The 16,061-nt window shown below is 49.1% G+C and carries 15 protein-coding genes; 1 reads left to right on the top strand and 14 read right to left on the bottom strand.

Going from position 1 to position 16,061, the window contains the following annotated elements; translation table 11 throughout:
* Positions 1-31: 31 nt before the first annotated feature.
* The 6 genes from NX722_RS14605 to NX722_RS14630 form a co-directional block, all read right to left on the bottom strand.
* Positions 32-4,798: a pilus assembly protein gene (locus NX722_RS14605; RefSeq protein ID WP_262563572.1), complete on the bottom strand. Its 4,767-nt coding sequence runs from the start codon at positions 4,796-4,798 to the stop codon at positions 32-34.
* 39 nt (positions 4,799-4,837) lie between these two features.
* Positions 4,838-5,395 carry a pilus assembly PilX family protein gene (locus NX722_RS14610; RefSeq protein ID WP_262563573.1) on the bottom strand — a complete coding sequence of 186 codons (558 nt, stop codon included), beginning with the start codon at positions 5,393-5,395 and terminating at the stop codon, positions 4,838-4,840.
* A complete protein-coding gene (locus NX722_RS14615) occupies positions 5,392-6,429 on the bottom strand; it encodes a PilW family protein (RefSeq protein ID WP_262563574.1) in 1,038 nt (345 codons plus the stop codon). The genes NX722_RS14610 and NX722_RS14615 overlap by 4 nt, the downstream gene beginning before the upstream one ends.
* On the bottom strand, positions 6,426-6,914 hold the full coding sequence (gene pilV / locus NX722_RS14620; RefSeq protein WP_262563576.1) for a type IV pilus modification protein PilV: 489 nt from the start codon (positions 6,912-6,914) through the stop codon (positions 6,426-6,428). The genes NX722_RS14615 and pilV overlap by 4 nt, the downstream gene beginning before the upstream one ends.
* Positions 6,915-6,931: 17 nt before the next feature.
* Positions 6,932-7,450 carry a GspH/FimT family pseudopilin gene (locus NX722_RS14625; protein ID WP_262563577.1) on the bottom strand — a complete coding sequence of 173 codons (519 nt, stop codon included), beginning with the start codon at positions 7,448-7,450 and terminating at the stop codon, positions 6,932-6,934.
* 287 nt (positions 7,451-7,737) lie between these two features.
* Positions 7,738-8,592 (bottom strand): D-hexose-6-phosphate mutarotase, encoded by an 855-nt coding sequence (locus NX722_RS14630; protein ID WP_262563578.1) that lies wholly within the window; start codon positions 8,590-8,592, stop codon positions 7,738-7,740.
* Between the two features lie 214 nt (positions 8,593-8,806).
* Between NX722_RS14630 and NX722_RS14635 the strand changes: the two genes are divergently transcribed.
* A complete protein-coding gene (locus tag NX722_RS14635; protein ID WP_262563579.1) occupies positions 8,807-10,717 on the top strand; it encodes an ICP22 family protein in 1,911 nt (636 codons plus the stop codon).
* A 138-nt stretch (positions 10,718-10,855) separates the two neighbouring features.
* On the opposite strand, the gene ispH is transcribed toward NX722_RS14635, so the two are convergent.
* The 8 genes from ispH to NX722_RS14675 form a co-directional block, all read right to left on the bottom strand.
* Positions 10,856-11,803, bottom strand: a complete 948-nt coding sequence (gene ispH / locus NX722_RS14640; RefSeq protein ID WP_262563580.1) for a 4-hydroxy-3-methylbut-2-enyl diphosphate reductase — start codon at positions 11,801-11,803, stop codon at positions 10,856-10,858.
* Positions 11,803-12,252, bottom strand: coding sequence for an FKBP-type peptidyl-prolyl cis-trans isomerase (locus tag NX722_RS14645; protein WP_262563581.1), 450 nt, complete (start codon positions 12,250-12,252; stop codon positions 11,803-11,805). The genes ispH and NX722_RS14645 overlap by 1 nt, the downstream gene beginning before the upstream one ends.
* A gap of 90 nt (positions 12,253-12,342) precedes the next feature.
* A complete protein-coding gene (lspA, locus tag NX722_RS14650) occupies positions 12,343-12,858 on the bottom strand; it encodes a signal peptidase II (RefSeq protein ID WP_262563582.1) in 516 nt (171 codons plus the stop codon).
* A gap of 136 nt (positions 12,859-12,994) precedes the next feature.
* The gene (locus NX722_RS14655; protein WP_262563583.1) at positions 12,995-14,257 is read right to left on the bottom strand and encodes a hypothetical protein; all 1,263 of its coding nucleotides are present in this window, start codon (positions 14,255-14,257) and stop codon (positions 12,995-12,997) included.
* Positions 14,258-14,399: 142 nt separating this feature from the next.
* A complete protein-coding gene (locus NX722_RS14660) occupies positions 14,400-14,549 on the bottom strand; it encodes a hypothetical protein (RefSeq protein ID WP_262563584.1) in 150 nt (49 codons plus the stop codon).
* Between the two features lie 30 nt (positions 14,550-14,579).
* A complete protein-coding gene (locus NX722_RS14665; protein WP_262563585.1) occupies positions 14,580-14,855 on the bottom strand; it encodes a hypothetical protein in 276 nt (91 codons plus the stop codon).
* Positions 14,855-15,121 carry a hypothetical protein gene (locus NX722_RS14670; RefSeq protein ID WP_262563586.1) on the bottom strand — a complete coding sequence of 89 codons (267 nt, stop codon included), beginning with the start codon at positions 15,119-15,121 and terminating at the stop codon, positions 14,855-14,857. Before NX722_RS14670 ends, NX722_RS14665 begins: the two co-directional genes overlap by 1 nt.
* A gap of 109 nt (positions 15,122-15,230) precedes the next feature.
* Positions 15,231-16,007, bottom strand: a complete 777-nt coding sequence (locus NX722_RS14675; protein ID WP_262563587.1) for a hypothetical protein — start codon at positions 16,005-16,007, stop codon at positions 15,231-15,233.
* Positions 16,008-16,061 lie beyond the last annotated feature (54 nt).

A 16,061-nucleotide genomic window follows, 5' to 3' on the forward strand; every position in this document is an offset into this window, starting at 1 on the left:
ACAGGCTCCTAGCTGGCTATCAGGTTCTGTATTACTGACCCAGCCATGGAATTTCAAATATCTGTCGCCAGGAGGTACGGCCAGACGATGAGAAGCCATAATTCAGGGTCTGCCGGTCGATACTGCCACCCGCCCCCTGGGTTACTGCTGACCGACGCCCTTCCTGCCCCTGATGAATCACCGGTGCTGAAGCATAACCAACGCCTAACAACACTTTGCTCAGCGAAAGGTAGACATCCTCATCTTCACTGTAATCAACGTAGTCAATCACATTATTGGGCGTAGCCGTGCCTGTCTGGTAATGAACAGCGTGTAGATAACTCCGACCATCGGCTCGACAACGGTTCAGGGATGGTTGGTACTCGGTAAAGAGCAGCATTGAGAATAAACGACTGGAAGTGGAAACATTTCTTCCTGCAGGGTTTTGCCCATCGTGATTCAGTCGTATACGCCAGCCAGATTTAGACTGCATAACAGACCGGAGGGTGTCGAAGTTTTTGATATCAACACCATCTACCTTAAACGAATCTCCAGCAAGGTTTCCATTCGACAGCACGCCAACATCGGTAGTGTCAATGACATTAGTTAAACTGACCGTGTTGTAGTTTAAAACCCGACTGCTGCTCAGCGGCTCTTTGAATCCATAATACCATTGCTGTCCTGAACTGCTGTTATCACTGTAAGTGAGCAGCCGCCCGGTACCTGCATAAACCCAGTAACTATCCGCGTCTTTTATAGTGAAGGGAGCGGCGGTTACGGGCTGCCCGTTATCAACCAGAACAGACAACTGCGACCGGGCAATCTCTTCACCTATCTGAAGCCTCAACAGCTTGCCGCCCAACTCTCCACCCAACTCTCCACCTAGCGTAGCTGCACTGGTTTCCACACTGCCAAAGTAAACGACATCATCTTTATAATCACCATTCCAGTCCACAACCGTCAGGTCTCCGGCATAGCTTGCGGGAAAACCTGAAACCAGTGGGTCCAGACCGGAAACAAACGACCGGGTTTTCAGGTCATAGGCAAAAACCCTCAGATTCTGATCACTCTTACCGGCATTGATGGCTTCCCTGATTCCGGTTTCCCCTTCGCCATTGGGACCTGAAGCAAAGACCAGGTACCACTCATTGGTCAGCACGTCTTTGCTCCAGTCAGCCTCACCACTACTGTTTGTATCCGGAATACGACGCTTAACCACTACTGGCTTAGAAGTGGTCAGACCCAGCTCAGGATGACTGATTTCAGCAATGAGTTTTGGCGGCTGTTCAGGGTTAGTGACATCCAGCACAACAAAAGCCGAACGCATGGTACGAGTGGTTCCACCCACATCCGTGTCAATGGCTCCACCGCCCAGACGCATTCCCACCACCAGCAGTGTTCCCCAACCTCCGGGATAGTTGCTGTCCGCCGCATTGAAAATATTGGCATCAAACGTCAGTGGTTCACCATCCATGTAATAGACATGGGGATAACTCTGTTCCTGCAACCATTTCAGGTGTGGCAACAGGTTCATAGGGGTATAGGCCCAGAGTTCGGAGCCTAATGGATGATGAGTTTCACTGTGAATGCCGGTCGTGTTGTAGGCATACTGGTTCTCATCCCAGAAGCCGCCATTAAAGGCGTGAAGCATGCCATCGTTGGCACCGGCATACAGTACATGGCGACGATTCAGATAGTGTGAACGGAAAGCCTGATAGGTGGTATCGCTGTATAAAGCGTCATAGCGCGAGCCGGGAGCAGCCACCAGCTGTGGCGTAGAATGAACAATATCGCCCAGACGCCACACTTCGTCTATCCCGTCACCGTTGTAATCAATGGTTCGTGAACGGGTGCCATTGATCTCTTCCCCTCTGACATAATTAACCACTGTCGTCACTTCAGCGGCAGAAACGCCCAGATAGCCGTGTCTGCCGGAAAAACTGGATGCTGTAAAGGGTAAAGACTCTCCATAATCCACAACGCTATCATTATCATCATCCAGCCAGGTGAAAATATAGCGTCCGCTATCCGCACTTGAATCATAATGGCGCTGAGTAATAACGTCCTGAACCTGAGCAAGTTGATCCCTTGCGTCCCAGATGGTTTTCAAAGAGGACAACGACTGCAAAGCCCCGGAAACGGTTTGGGTCTTTCCCTCATCATCCGTGGAATACCTTTGCAGCATGGTCTGGTTGGCGTTAGGGTCAAACTTGAGTTCAACGATATAATCCGTTGCATAATCATCGAGCTTGTCATTACCGTTACTGTCTTCACGCAGTAATCCTTTACTATCAACGAACAGGCTATGCAGCAGCCCTCCCCAGGTAATGGTACGACCATTGTATTCCTGCGTTGGCTGAAACAGTGCCTGGTACAGTACTCCGGTTCCCGTATGACTGTTGGATAACAGTGCCGTGTTGGTAGCAGACGACACTCGACTGGCAATATCCTGTAATACCTGCCCCAACTGGGCTTCCAGCAAAGCAGGATTGCGGGCAAAGAAATAGTTGTCTGGCAACCCGTCAGCCCCTGCCGAACCTGTCGTATTATTGCGAGTATCCCATTCACGGCTGTCTCCGGAGCTGTTAGCAGGGCTGCCATCACCGTCCATATCCAGAAAACCGCCATATTTAGCCGCAAGGAACAGGGGTTTGGGCAAAACGCCCGCAGCGCCATTATTGGCTACATAGTTATTCGCTTTAAAACCGGATGACCCCTTGTAAACAAAATCACTCTGTAACCCGTCATTGTAGGTGCCGGTCACGGTATAACTGAAGCGCAGGTTCAATCCGGCATAAACCCCATCCACCTGAACCGCTATACGCAGTTCATTGTCAAGAAAGCCTGTGGTTTTCAAAGTGGAGTCGGTGGTTATGTTGCACTGGTTACCAACGCAATACTTGATCCGGGAAGAAGCGTCATAGTCAAAGTCATTGCCCCAGAGCGAATCTTCCCAGGTAAACAGCAGGCTGCCTTCTACCGGGTTGCCCTGACCATCAAGCACTGAGTCTTCTACCACCACATCCGTCAGCGTACAGTCGCTGCCACTGCCATAAAAATTGGTGCCAGAGCCAAAATTGGAGCTGGTGTGACAGACCGGTTGAAAGGTAACCGGGTTGCCCCCTGCATTCAGGGTAAAACCGGGCATACTGTCGGCCAGCTGAATCGCATAGGTTTTAACGCTTTGCACGCCTTCAAGCTCGCTGCGCAGATCCGTCTGATTGCCGTAAAATGCCAGACCTGATACATGATAACTGCCTTCCAGTTGTGGCAGTTCCGGGCAAAGCCCCCGCGCTTCTGACAGCCCGTTCAGATATTTCGCCGTACATTGTCGTGTACTTCCGGTACCGCCCACCAGATACTCACCAGCAAAGCTGCCACCATACTCATAATTCCCGACCTCATCGGTTTTACTGTCGACGGAAGCGACACCGGATAACCCTGGCAGCTCTGCACTACTGCCCAGCTCATCGGCATCAAAGGAGTTCAGCCCGGTGGACAGCAGGATGATGGAACAGTTGGCGCAGGCATTGGCAGCAGATAGCGGATTCAACCAGGTTTCAGTGGCAAGGTTGCTGACAAAGGCGGTATCTGAGCTGGTGTTGAATGCCGGAGTGGGCGCTGATCGCCCCGCAAAATACCTTAACGCCTCAAGGTACATTTCTGCTATCGGGTTGCCCCAGTTGCTGCAATGACGGTTAGAGCTGGTTGAACGCCCAGACTTGAACGTACTGACAGATATTCCGTAGGTGCTGCAATCCGTGTATTTATTCTGGCTGTAGCTGTATTTAGCGATCCGGAAGGTGTTGATATGGTGGATAATGCCTTTGACAGAGTGATTAAACGTCCCGTCCGTTAAATTGATCTCGTTATCACTGGCGATGGAGTTCCCGCCGATTTTAGAAATATTTCGCCGCAGAAGACCGCCGGAAATATTCCTGTCATAACTGCCGCTGATGAGTCCAAAACGAATACTGCCGTCTTCTCCATAGCGTTGTAGTAAGCCCGTCGGCTTATACTGGTTCGAACCATACTCCCTGCAACGGCTTGAAACGCTGTCTTTACCACTGACACAGGCATTCACCCTGACGGTCATTTCATCCATTTTGTAATAGGTTGACGGACTGTTTGACGCTCCCCACTGACATTGTTTCACTTCTGTGGATGCCCAGCGATTCCAGGCACCACTGGCAATCCGCACCCTGGGTTCTCCATTTTCAGAGGTGGCCAGATTACACAGACTGACTGTGTTGGAATAGGGCGTCAGTTTGCCGATATCTGATCCGCTGTAAACCTTAACAAACGAATGAATATCACGGGGCAGGTAGGCTCGTTCCAGAACCGTTGCGGAACTGGTATCTGTTGATCGCTTGCCACCAAAGAGTACACGACGAAGAATATCTATCCTCGACATGGTAGCCCAGTTAAGAAAATTGCCACTCCAGTAGGAAGCCGCCCCTTCGCAGTAATGCTCATTGTCTCCTGTTGCCTGAAGCTCAGGCTCAAAACGACCTGATGATGTGTTGTAGCTATAACACCAGTCACTTAAAAAATACCCAAGATAATCAAACTGGTCGTTATAGGTAGTATCCAGCTGACCATCACCATCCAGATCGGAGTAATCCGGATAAGCTTTCTTAAAAAGTTCATGATCCACAGACATCACCAGCATCACCAGTGGTTCAGAGTTTTTACTCAATAGCGGTGGAACAGCAGAATACAGCTGCGATGTCGGTTCAGCTTGTGTGGATGAAAGCGTTGTGCATCCAAACATTCCCAACACACACCTTGCCGTATATCGTTTCAGAAACTGAATCATCGCAGCACTCCTTTTCTGCGTTGACAATAACTTTTATTCTTAACGGTTCTTTTTATAGGTGGTCTGCAACATCACTCTCGCGTCACCGGAACCTCCGGTCGCCAATACCGTAATGCGGTAAAACTCAGCCCAGTCATCATAAACCGTCGGATCAGCTTCAGGCCCACCAGTCTCTCTGGGAAGGTAGCAGCGGAACTCAACAATATATTTTGCCTGTGCCGCTACCCCGTCCAGCACTATTGTGGTTGTTCGATAGCGTCCGGCATCATTCCAGAGCGCCTGCTCTTGCCAGGGGGAGGATGTCATGGCTGAACAGGTTCCGGGATCAGACTGATCAACACCATCAAAGCACAGTCCGTTGTCACAATCCGGTGAAAAATCTGAAGGGTTCAGCAACGTATTGACTACGTAGGACTCGGCCTCCAGTACCCCGACCTCAGCCGAATGGAAGGCTAACTGTTCGTTACGGTAATTACCGGTCATTTTTTCTTCAAGGCTGGTAATGCGAATGGATGCCATTCCGGCTATGGTCAGAATCAGAAGCAACACCAGGCTGACCAGCAATACACTGCCCTGCTCTTTTCCTGACCGAATCATGGCTGCACCCTGTTTCTTAACTCAACGGTCATAACAAAGTTACGTCGTATGTAATGATCCGCTGGCGTTACCTGCACCCCTGCAAAAAAATACGGCTGTGGCTTTTCGGCCACTTCTGACAAACTGCGAACTAACAACTCCAGACGTACACTGACCACATTTGTCCAGTCATTACTGAACAGGCCAATGGAATCCGCCGTTCGATACTGATCCGGAGTGCGGTTCCCGTCCGAGTCATAACCATATAAAAACGAAAGCCCTTCGATCCCCTCCAGCAAAGATTCTGCATAACGTGCATTACCTGACGTATATTCACCAGTGAATTTACGATAGAGATTTGGCTGACTGTTACTGGTTCGCAGGTAATACGCTACCGAAGTGACAGGAAACAGTAATGAGTTTTTATGGCTGTACGGTTCAGCTCCTGCGGCACTGTCCATACAGTTAAAGTTGCCCTTCAGCTGTGAAGTACAGTTATACAAGGTACCTGACGAGCCTGCGGCGTGGGATATTGACGACCCGTCAGTTCCATCAGTCGCTTTGAACACCGATACCTGATCACAGCCAGGTGGGACCAGTGCCAGAATATCACCCTGGTCAACACCATGACTGGTAACGTTCAACAAGGCAGATGACGAAGCATGACTGTTCACCGGTTGCCCCGCCTCAGCATCCAGCTTGTGAATAACAATCGCTTCTGAGATAGCTGAACTGTCGATACGGCTCTTGTTTGCCGGGGAGATGCCCATAATCCCTTTATCAAAGTGGGTCATCCATTCCCGTGTGTCCGTGGTGGTATAAAGCGTATTGGCCAGTGGCGTTTCTGCCGGGCAACCGGTATAGCCTGCCATGCGAATATCCCGTGCCAGCAAATCCATGGCAAAGCGCGCGTTTTCCTGAATCCGTGACAGCTCATCCTGCAACAGATAAGTACGGTTCGCACTGAGAAACAGATGACCAATGCCTGCTATCAGAAACAGCCCAAGCAGTATTGCCACTAACAGTTCAACTAAAGAGACTCCGGCTTGCCTCACAGCGCACTCCTTACTACCACTTCTCTGGCAGGTTGTTGTCCCCTGCTTTCATCAAACTGCATGGAAATCACATATATGCGACCTGATGCAGAGTCCTCGATGGTTATGCTGCCATCGCTGTCCGGCAGTACGCAGGCCATGTGAAACTTCCACTGCCTTATGTCGTATTCAGCCAGTTCAGCTGATGTGCAGGCTCCTGTCTCACAGTCGTCCGGATAGGCTTCTGCGCTGCACTCTTCCGCCGTTAACCGTCCGTGTTCAACCACATAGTCGTCATTGACTGACGACAGGCTGCGATTGACCCGGATCCGGTCCATCATGTCATTACCGATAATCACCGCCTGAGAACGCAGGTAAGCCACATGGTTGTGCTGCAGGCTTCTGGTTTGCAACCCCACCATTCCCAGAACCCCAATAGAAATAACAAGCAGTGCGGCCAGTACTTCAATAAGGCCAACACCGGCTGAACGTTTACTTGCCTGCATAAACACTCCCTTACACCTTATTCCGGACAACGGTCAGGTTCCGTTACCCGAACCCGCCCAGTCAGACTGACAACCACCTGCCTGACCTCTTCCCCTGTCAGTCCCTGTTCACATAAAGAGAAGCTCCCGGCCTTGCGCGCATAACCTTTGCTGCTATAACCAGCATTAACCCCCTGATTCCATTCCAGAGAAAGACTTTCAGGCAGTGCGGAAAAAACCCTGAGGCGTTCGTCGCCAGCCTCCAGCACACCATCGGCATCGGCGTCTGTAAAAATCACCCAGCCTGAACTCCAGTCATCGCCACTGTTATTGCAAATAACACCATCGGCAGACGCACAGAGTGAGACCGCACTGCGACGCTTAACCGCTTCGCTGCGAGCCAGTGCAAAACTGGTGTAGATTTCCTGGGCAACAGAAGAGACTCGCTGGCTGGCGACGAAGGTTCTCAGAGCGGGGGCAGCCATTGAAACCAGGATGGCTGAAATCAAGAGCGTAATGACCACTTCGGGAAGGGTAAGACCTGACTGCTCAGACATGTACTGCATAATCCTGTCCATGGAAGAATCTGTGTTCTTAATTCCAATCTAGCCATGCTCTGTTGCAGATGAAACTGCAACTGGTATAAGAGGGCAGATAGCGGGACAAGAGGAAAAAGTACATAGCCGACCTTCAGCGTCAGGCAACTGACACTGGTGTGGCAATGACAACTATGCTGACACAGGGGGTGCTTTGTTTGTTAAACAGGTGTCCGGGGCTGGCAAAAAAATGGCGATAAGCCCGGTGGATGAAAATAATGGAAAGGGCAGCTCCCTGCCCTTACTGATCAGCGCACAACAGAGATGCAGGTAGAAAGGGTATGCGTTTCCTGAGGCTCCAGTTGCACGGCCAGTGCAGGCAGGGTCGCGGTTTCGACACAAACCATATTACGGTAGCCTTCGTCAGGCACATCAACCATCTGCTGAGCCAGCTCTGCCCCCGGGTTCCAGACAATGGTACCGTTGCTGCCGGATTTGCGAATCATAATCCGGCGCTTCAGACCCGGATCGATAATGGTGCAGGTATCGCTGGTATTCAGATAGGCATGATCCACTTCACCTTTGAGGGTCACATCGCCCTGCTGGACATAGGCTTTCTGATTATCCGCTTCATCCAGATAACGTTTGCCAGCCAGACCTTCCACGCTGACCGCCTCAACATCTGAAACATTAAAGTAGGTATGCAACGCCTGACTGATAGCCACCGTTTTTTCACCAATGTTCTGCATAGTCAGACTGACTTTCAGCTCTTTACCAATGATGATTTCAGTTTCCAGACTGGCAGAACCGTCCCAGGCGGCATGTGTCGTTTCCGGTAAAGACAACAGAAGACGTGTTTCCCCCTCTTTCAGAGTTCCCTGCTCTTTTAAACGCCAGAGACTGGTACGGGCAAAACCGTGATTAGGGCCACCTTCGGCACGCTTGCTGAACCATGGCCAGCATACAGGAATACCACCACGAATGGCTTTGCCCTCACCATAAACAGCGTCCGGACTCAGCCACAACACTTTCTCTTCGCCATGCGGCTGAAAGCTCAATACCTGGCCACCATGGAGGGAAACCACCGCACGAGCAAAAGCATTCTCAATATCCAGTACTGCTATTTTATTGATAAGTCTCTGAGTGACCTGCGTTCCTTTCATTGCCAGACCTCCTCTTTTTCATGTTTTCAGCGTTGACCGGCATCAATTTACTTGGTCAGCCTGATGATGGAACTAAGGATTAACACCTACTTTGGTAATTAAGTGTGAAGAAGTTCAACGCATTTATGGAAGCCTGCCAAATATAAACAATACTTCCATGGTTACCAGTCGAGAGTTAAGAACGAGGTAATAAATGAACGTTATCCCCGGAGCGATGGTCGGTCTTCTGGCTGGACTGTCCGTTAGTATTGAAGCCCAGTCATTATTAGATAAAGCAATGCTTTTAAACACACCAGATGTCTTTGCGGGCATAAAAAAAACTGCCGGTCTCACAGTCCCGGTTGTCTCAGATAAAGAGACTGCTCGAAAAGCACCCAGAATAGTGATTGGTGATATTTCACTACATGATGGTATTAGAGCGCGGAGCATCACGCTCTATGGTTCTTCTGACCCATATGATTTCTCTGACCCACTCCCTGGACTGGATCAGGCCCTGGCAGGCTGCGACGGCAATCAGGCAAAAGGATGGGTCAGTTATAGCGCAGTTACCATCACCTGCTTACAGGGAGGCGTGGAAATCAGCCAGACTATAGACCTGCCTCCTTCCACATATAAAGTTTCATCTCTGGCGAAGCAATCCAAAAGCATCGAAAGCAAAATGCTAATTGCGAAGAACCGGGAGACAGCAAGGCTGGTGGTTGACGGCCCTATGCTGACTGCAACCACTAAAATATTATCAAACATTCAGTACGGTAGTCCGTTTGCCAATAACTCTTACGCCATTGATGGCGTTCGCCATGCAAAAAACGACTATGGCAAGGACGAATTAATTGTTGACCTCCGTCTGGTAGACGAAGGCGATCTGAGCCAGCCTCCGACCGATGGAATCGGTTCTTCGAAGAAATGTATATTTCCAGGCAAGTGCGGTTCAGGCAGAAAGAGTTCAGACTCAGGGGGTGATGAAAATCAGGAAGAAGGAGAGGGCTCCCAGTCATTAGGAGGTAATGGTGGCGATGGCAGAGATCCTGGCAAAAATAACGGTACAAACAAGCCGAAAATGGTAAACATTCTATCTATTGCGGTGAATCTGGAACAACTTATCGAAGCTCTACAGGAGCTGGTCAAATACGCTACAAACGAACAATCGATAATGCTTTCAGATCTGACCCTGGACCTAATCATGTTGGTTTACAAGTCTGATGACATTAAAAAGACAGCCGATCCCGATCAAGGTGAACAAGAAGGGCTTCCTGACCTTATGGCAGATATGTTCCAAAGGTCTGGAACCGTGTTACAAAATGAACAAGGCGATTCTGCCATCACGGCTCGCAATGTGTTGACTGAAATACTGAGCCGGTTGGGTTCCGGCGAGCCGATAAATAATGTCATGCAGGCATTACGTGATCAGGGCTACTTAGATAAACTGCGAACTGCTTCTTCCGAATCTGCCAGTCATCAGGTAATTGAAGGTAATGAAGCACCTGCCAGTCATCAGGAAGATGAAGGCAATGAAGCACCTGCCGGAGCAGTGGCAAACAGCGCAGAAAACTCAGCAGAGACTTCAAACTCCGTTGCCCGTTTAATCAACCGGATGATGCTTACATTTATGGAAATAAACTTTCCAGAAAACAGTGAGACTGCTCCTGACGATCAGGCGACCCCGGAGTATCAGGCCAATTCAGAAGAACCGCCAGTCGAAGCACCTGACGGGAGTCAAGCAAACACTGGAGCCGAAGCACCTGCCGCTGGGAGTGAAGCGAAGAAGGAATCCGAAACACACGCCGCCGGGGGTGAAGCGAAGAAGGAATCCGAAACACCCGCCACCGGGGGTGAAGCAAGCAATAAAGCCGAAGCACCTGAAGGGAGTCAGGCAAACAATGGAATTCAAACAAGTAACATTGATGCTTTAGAACAAGCTGAGCTTCTAATGTTCAAATTACAGCATCCAAAATTTTGTAACGCACTTCGCCTGATTGTAGAAGCGTATGAGGAGTCGCAGGCCAGGAGAAAAACCGAAAAGACGACAGATGAGACCACTGGTGATAATACAGCACCTGAAGGAAAGAAAGGTGATCTTGCCAAAAGAGGGCAAAACCAAAAAATCATATGGGGTGCAATCACATAAGCAGCTAACCAGAAACTATCAACACACCTGATATTTTCTGGTTCAAACCGGGTCGAGCGAAATAGGACATCCTGAGCGTTCGACCCGGCCTGCGCGTCACACTGAATCAATTAAGGTATACAACAGCGCTCAGAAATATCAGCCCACCTCTACCATACGAAGCTCTTTCGGCATGGTGAAAACAATATTCTCTTCCTGGCCTTCCAGCTCTTCCGGCATTTCGGCACCGAGTTCCTGAAGCCGCCTGATCACGCCCTGAACCAAGACCTCCGGTGCCGAAGCCCCTGCCGTTATACCTATTGCCTGTTTGCCCTGCAACCACTGCGGCTCAATATCATCAGCCCCATCGACCAGATAAGCACTGGCTCCGGTTCGTTCTGCCAGCTCCCGCAGGCGGTTTGAGTTGGAACTGTTCACCGAGCCAACCACCAGCACAATATCGCATTCATCGGCGAGCGCCCGCACCGCATCCTGACGGTTCTGGGTGGCATAGCAGATATCATCCTTACGGGGTCCCTGAATATTCGGGAACTTCCGCCGCAGTGCTTCAATGACAACTGCCGTATCGTTCATGGACAGTGTCGTCTGGGTTACATAGGAAAGATGTTCCGGGTCCTGAACTTCAAGTCCGGCAACATCATCAGCGGTTTCCACCAGATACATTCTGCCGCCTTTGGAATCATCGTACTGCCCCATGGTACCCTGCACTTCCGGATGTCCGTCATGGCCAATCAGCACACATTCTTTACCGGAACGGGAATAACGTACCACTTCCATGTGTACTTTTTTGACCAGGGGACAGGACGCATCAAACACCTTCAGTCCGCGACGCTCCGCTTCAGCCTCAACAGACTGAGGCACACCGTGGGCGCTGAAAATAACGATCACGTCATCTGGCACCTGATCCAGCTCTTCAACAAAAATAGCGCCGCGCTGCTTCAGGTTATCCACGACATATTTGTTATGCACGACTTCATGGCGTACATAGATAGGTGGCCCGAAAACATCCAGCGCGCGGTTAACAATATCAATAGCCCTGTCGACACCAGCACAAAAGCCACGGGGATTAGCCAGCCTGATTTTCATTACGAATTCTCTACCTGAACCACCCTTACCCGGAACAACAGTTCCCTGCCTGCCAGGGGGTGATTAAAATCTACAAAAACACGTTCATCATCAAAAGCGGTCACCACTCCAGCCAGCTCGCTGTTTCTCGCGTCAGCAAAAGACATAACCAGCCCTTCCTGCAGCTGAATATCGCTTGCGAAGCGGGACCTGGGAAAGGACTGTTGATTATCCGGATGGGGCATGCCAAAGGCTTTTTCCGGAGGGATTCTGAAAACCCCCTCATCCCCAGCACTCATACCCAGAATGGCCTGTTCAAAGCCAGCGGGCAGACTGCCATCACCAACAATAAAAGAGGCTGGATTCCCGCCAAAATTACTGTCGACCACCTGACCGTCATCCAGTTGGAGAGAGAAATGCAGTGCCACCCGGCGACCTGCTCCTATGGCTAGTGCAGAGACTTCTGACATTGTTATTATGATACCTGCTCGATACTAAACGCTTAGTTTGACCACGAACGTTTTCCGTTCGTTCATGGCTGTTCATTCGCCCATGGCTGCTTATTGGCGACTTTCAGACTTTTTCCGTTCCAGACGGGATTGACTCCGGAACATATCCAGAATCAACATAGCCGCACCAATGGTGATAGCAACATCAGCCACATTGAACGATGGAAAATACCAGTCCTTATAGTACACCAGAAGGAAGTCGACGACGTAACCATGAGCAATACGATCGTATAAATTTCCAAGAGCGCCTCCCAGAATCAGCGCCATGGAACAAGCCTGCCAGCCTTCTCCTTTTTCCATCCTCCGCAGCCAGCTGACCAGAAAAAGACTGACAATCATTGCGACACAGGACAGAAACCAGCGCTGCCATCCTTCCTGGTTACTGAGAAAGCTGAAAGCAGCACCCGTATTATAAGCCAGGGTCAGAGAGAAGAAGGAAGGAATAACGGTCACCTGCTCATACAGGTGAAAATTGTCCACCACACTGTGCTTTGATACCTGATCCAGCACCACCACAATCAGACTCAACCATAGCCAGTGTACCATCCCCGTCGATTTTTCTTTCATAAAGTGTCCGTCCCGCCAGTGCATGAGTGTGCGACATATATGATTTTTTATAGTATTGTCAGTTTTCCCTGCCTGATATGGTTATTAACCGAAAATAACATCGTCTTTTAGTTGTTGCTACCCCTGAACCGTTAAGCTATATATCAGCCCATTCAGAGAATGTAAGGATCAAAAACAATAGTATCACTGTTGCCTCATATACCATTATTCCGGAATTCGACCCCTCGTCAGGATCAGGTAATGTTGCAGACTCAATCGGTACTTCAGGCGCATCAGCTTTCGGAAGGAGTCGAAATTGGCGGCGCTCCTCCTCTGTCATACTCTCTCCCCGACGCATAATATGAGAATGATATCCCCCAAATCTTGGGCCTTCTGGCGGATCCATTGACGGAATGAACATCGAATCCATACGCCTGCGGGGAGGCCCCCCCAAAGGGCGTCTTTCGAATCTCGGTCTTTCGAATGGTTCAGGAAAAATATTGCCTGTCACTTCAAAATCGCTGGCATTTTCCCTTGGTATTGTAAGCCTGAACTGGCCATCGAAAAGATTGATGCGGTAATTTCCCACGATACCATCTTCGACTTCCCGACTAGACTGAGCGTCATCCATTCTTAAAAAAAGTAATTCAAATGAAATTTCCTCCGGGTATCCTTGACCATCAGAAGTACTATCAGGGTTTAAAATATATGCGAGGGGCGATATATCTGGAGTTTCGCTGTCAGGAGAGTTAATCAATACAGCAGGAGGTATAAAAACAGCCATTCTCTTCGAAAAGTAAGCTGCCGTTGGTAAAAAATGAGATTGACAAGATTGACACACCGTTTTTCTACAATTGGGAAAACAGGTACTCGTACTCACCCTCAGTCGCTCCAGTGTTCTTTGCCTACTATCTTCAAAAAAGTATTCTGTGATTTTTCTGCTTCCCCTGTGGCTTTTGAAGTATTCTATCAGGGGGCGCAGAATGTCATTCAGATTCATAGCCATAGTCTTGCCACCCTCTGCATTATTCCTTTCGGGGTCAGCGTTAGCCTCGGTGTTGCCGGTGCGATCAACAGAGAACCTATAGCTAAAAATGCTATGAGCAGGACAGCTTGTCCGATGCCCCTGGGATTGAGATGAAGAACTGGCTTCGTGAGAACAATCATCACAGTTGCAGTTGTTATAACTAACGCCCTCCTGTGACTCCATACGCAAATAATAGTGGGTCAAAGAGGAGAACCTGTATGTGCGACCGTCGCTATCTCCTTCTTCTCCCTCTTCGGTCAAAAGTACGGGCTCATCGTTCCCTTTGATTTTATATTCGTAGGTTTTTTTCTCGGCAACAACAGGAAAACTATTGAGTAAAACTCCAAATAGCGTAAACAGGAGTAATAAAAAATATTTGTGATTATGGAGCATTTGTTCAAACGCCTACGCTAGTAATGAATACATACAGAAGCGCATAAAAAAATAGACCATAATGTTTTTAAAAGCACCATAAAAACTTCGTTGTTAACTGTCGTTACATTCTAACCTTCAGCCCCCCTACACAAAACGCTCGTCACCGAACCTTATTCTGAAAAGCCTCAAACTGCTTCATAGCCGCTCCCAAGGTAAATACCGTCCAGCCAGCGGATTGCAGAAATGACTGATCTTCAGGGTTAATCAGCACAGCTACTTTTCTTCTTGGCCAGGCCAGGTCAATAGACACCAGCTTTCAATGTCCTCAAGCTGAATATCTTCAGGGGCTTTTACAGGTTTCCTGATGAATCTCGGCACCCCATTCAGGCAGGTCATCCCGGAATTCATCCATCAGGGCATCATAGATCGCCACCTGATTTTCCTGATAGGCGACGGCGACGCTTTTAATTTTTTCATTTTCTTTCTGGGTGTGAAGCATAAAGACAATGGCGATAAACAGGAACACCATCATCAGGCCCGCCATCAGGTCAGAGATGGTCAGCCAGTGTTCACCGTTCTCACTGGCTTCTTTCTTTTGTCCGAAAATCTGTTCCATTATGCCACCTGCTGCCTCACAACTTCCTGCATGGCTTTGGTCAGCCTGGTGTAATCTTTAGTGAATCGGCCAGTTACTTGGGCCAGCGCCTGACCCATCTCGGTCATAACCCGGTTTACTTCCTGCTGCATAGACTGGTCAATCATCTTCAGCTGCTTATCAACGGTTTCCCCAGTCATTCCGACCTGCTGTCGAATCTGTTCTTCCATGGCCTCGAAGGTCTTGCGGGACTGATTCACCTGCTGGGTGGCCGCCTGCTCCATCATCTACGCCCCCCCAATAATAGTACATCGTTGTATAGCAGAAACAGGCATAGTCCCTTATCTGGCTATCGATCAAATACAGCGAGCTAAACCGTAACGCCCAGAGTGCGAGTCAGGCATCAACATCAATCATCTCCCATTCACTTCCTCCATTAAAACTCTCCGCAACAGCCCTGGCACCCTCCATTCCCCCGGCATACTCCGGGTTAACATAAAGTTTAAATCGTTGTGGATGTAGCGACCTGTTCGACTGAGGAAAGCCTTTAATGACTCCTACGATTCTTGATTTAGAAACAGGGTACGTAATGGCCACATCAAAAATATCTTTGTCAATGGTGAATCTGGCGAACGCTTGATGGTCCATATCGAGATCCGAGAAAGCGCGTATATTATGTAGAATAGTATCGCTGACCCATGGTTCGTCACGAACAGTGCCTCCTAACTCCCTGATATCCAGTAAACACATTGATACTGATTTGGAAATGAGATGGCAGCTGCAGCAAGCTTGAAAAAGGCATACATAAGTGACAAGACATGGTGCACTTCTCAGATTTTCTACAGTAGATAAGTCCGTTAACGGGTAGCCATACGTTTTACCGGGCACTTTTTCCACGCGAGAGTGATATCCCCCTTCTCCGGGTGAGTAATATAGCCCGCTCTCAACAGCGTGCATAACTGGAGAAATACCATTTTCGAACAGATAAGGAACATCTTCGTCAAGCACACTTTTGTAGACATAACCGAAAAATCGACGTCCAACTCTCCGGATACTGGACTCTAAAATCGAGTCCTTTATCTTGGTTGTATCTTGAAAAAACTGGCTTTTGGTCAAAAGAAGCATGTTGCTTTCTTTAAAAATATCTTTTGCATTTAGTCGGGAATCAGGCATCGTCAACACTCCGGTTCAAGCTATTTGTCAGGTTATGCGACGGCATGGAATCAA

Source organism: Endozoicomonas gorgoniicola (genome assembly GCF_025562715.2).
Taxonomy (GTDB): Bacteria; Pseudomonadota; Gammaproteobacteria; order Pseudomonadales; family Endozoicomonadaceae; genus Endozoicomonas_A; species Endozoicomonas_A gorgoniicola.

Excerpts from the sequence above, each read along its gene's own strand:
- NX722_RS14605 (WP_262563572.1), bottom strand. The coding sequence starts at position 4,798 with ATGATTCAGTTTCTGAAACGATATACGGCAAGGTGTGTGTTGGGAATG.
- NX722_RS14610 (WP_262563573.1), bottom strand. The coding sequence starts at position 5,395 with ATGATTCGGTCAGGAAAAGAGCAGGGCAGTGTATTGCTGGTCAGCCTG.
- pilV (WP_262563576.1), bottom strand. The coding sequence starts at position 6,914 with ATGCAGGCAAGTAAACGTTCAGCCGGTGTTGGCCTTATTGAAGTACTG.
- NX722_RS14625 (WP_262563577.1), bottom strand. The coding sequence starts at position 7,450 with ATGTCTGAGCAGTCAGGTCTTACCCTTCCCGAAGTGGTCATTACGCTC.
- NX722_RS14630 (WP_262563578.1), bottom strand. The coding sequence starts at position 8,592 with ATGAAAGGAACGCAGGTCACTCAGAGACTTATCAATAAAATAGCAGTA.
- NX722_RS14635 (WP_262563579.1), top strand. The coding sequence starts at position 8,807 with ATGGTCGGTCTTCTGGCTGGACTGTCCGTTAGTATTGAAGCCCAGTCA.
- ispH (WP_262563580.1), bottom strand. The coding sequence starts at position 11,803 with ATGAAAATCAGGCTGGCTAATCCCCGTGGCTTTTGTGCTGGTGTCGAC.
- NX722_RS14645 (WP_262563581.1), bottom strand. The coding sequence starts at position 12,252 with ATGTCAGAAGTCTCTGCACTAGCCATAGGAGCAGGTCGCCGGGTGGCA.
- lspA (WP_262563582.1), bottom strand. The coding sequence starts at position 12,858 with ATGAAAGAAAAATCGACGGGGATGGTACACTGGCTATGGTTGAGTCTG.
- NX722_RS14655 (WP_262563583.1), bottom strand. The coding sequence starts at position 14,257 with ATGCTCCATAATCACAAATATTTTTTATTACTCCTGTTTACGCTATTT.
- NX722_RS14665 (WP_262563585.1), bottom strand. The coding sequence starts at position 14,855 with ATGGAACAGATTTTCGGACAAAAGAAAGAAGCCAGTGAGAACGGTGAA.
- NX722_RS14670 (WP_262563586.1), bottom strand. The coding sequence starts at position 15,121 with ATGATGGAGCAGGCGGCCACCCAGCAGGTGAATCAGTCCCGCAAGACC.
- NX722_RS14675 (WP_262563587.1), bottom strand. The coding sequence starts at position 16,007 with ATGCCTGATTCCCGACTAAATGCAAAAGATATTTTTAAAGAAAGCAAC.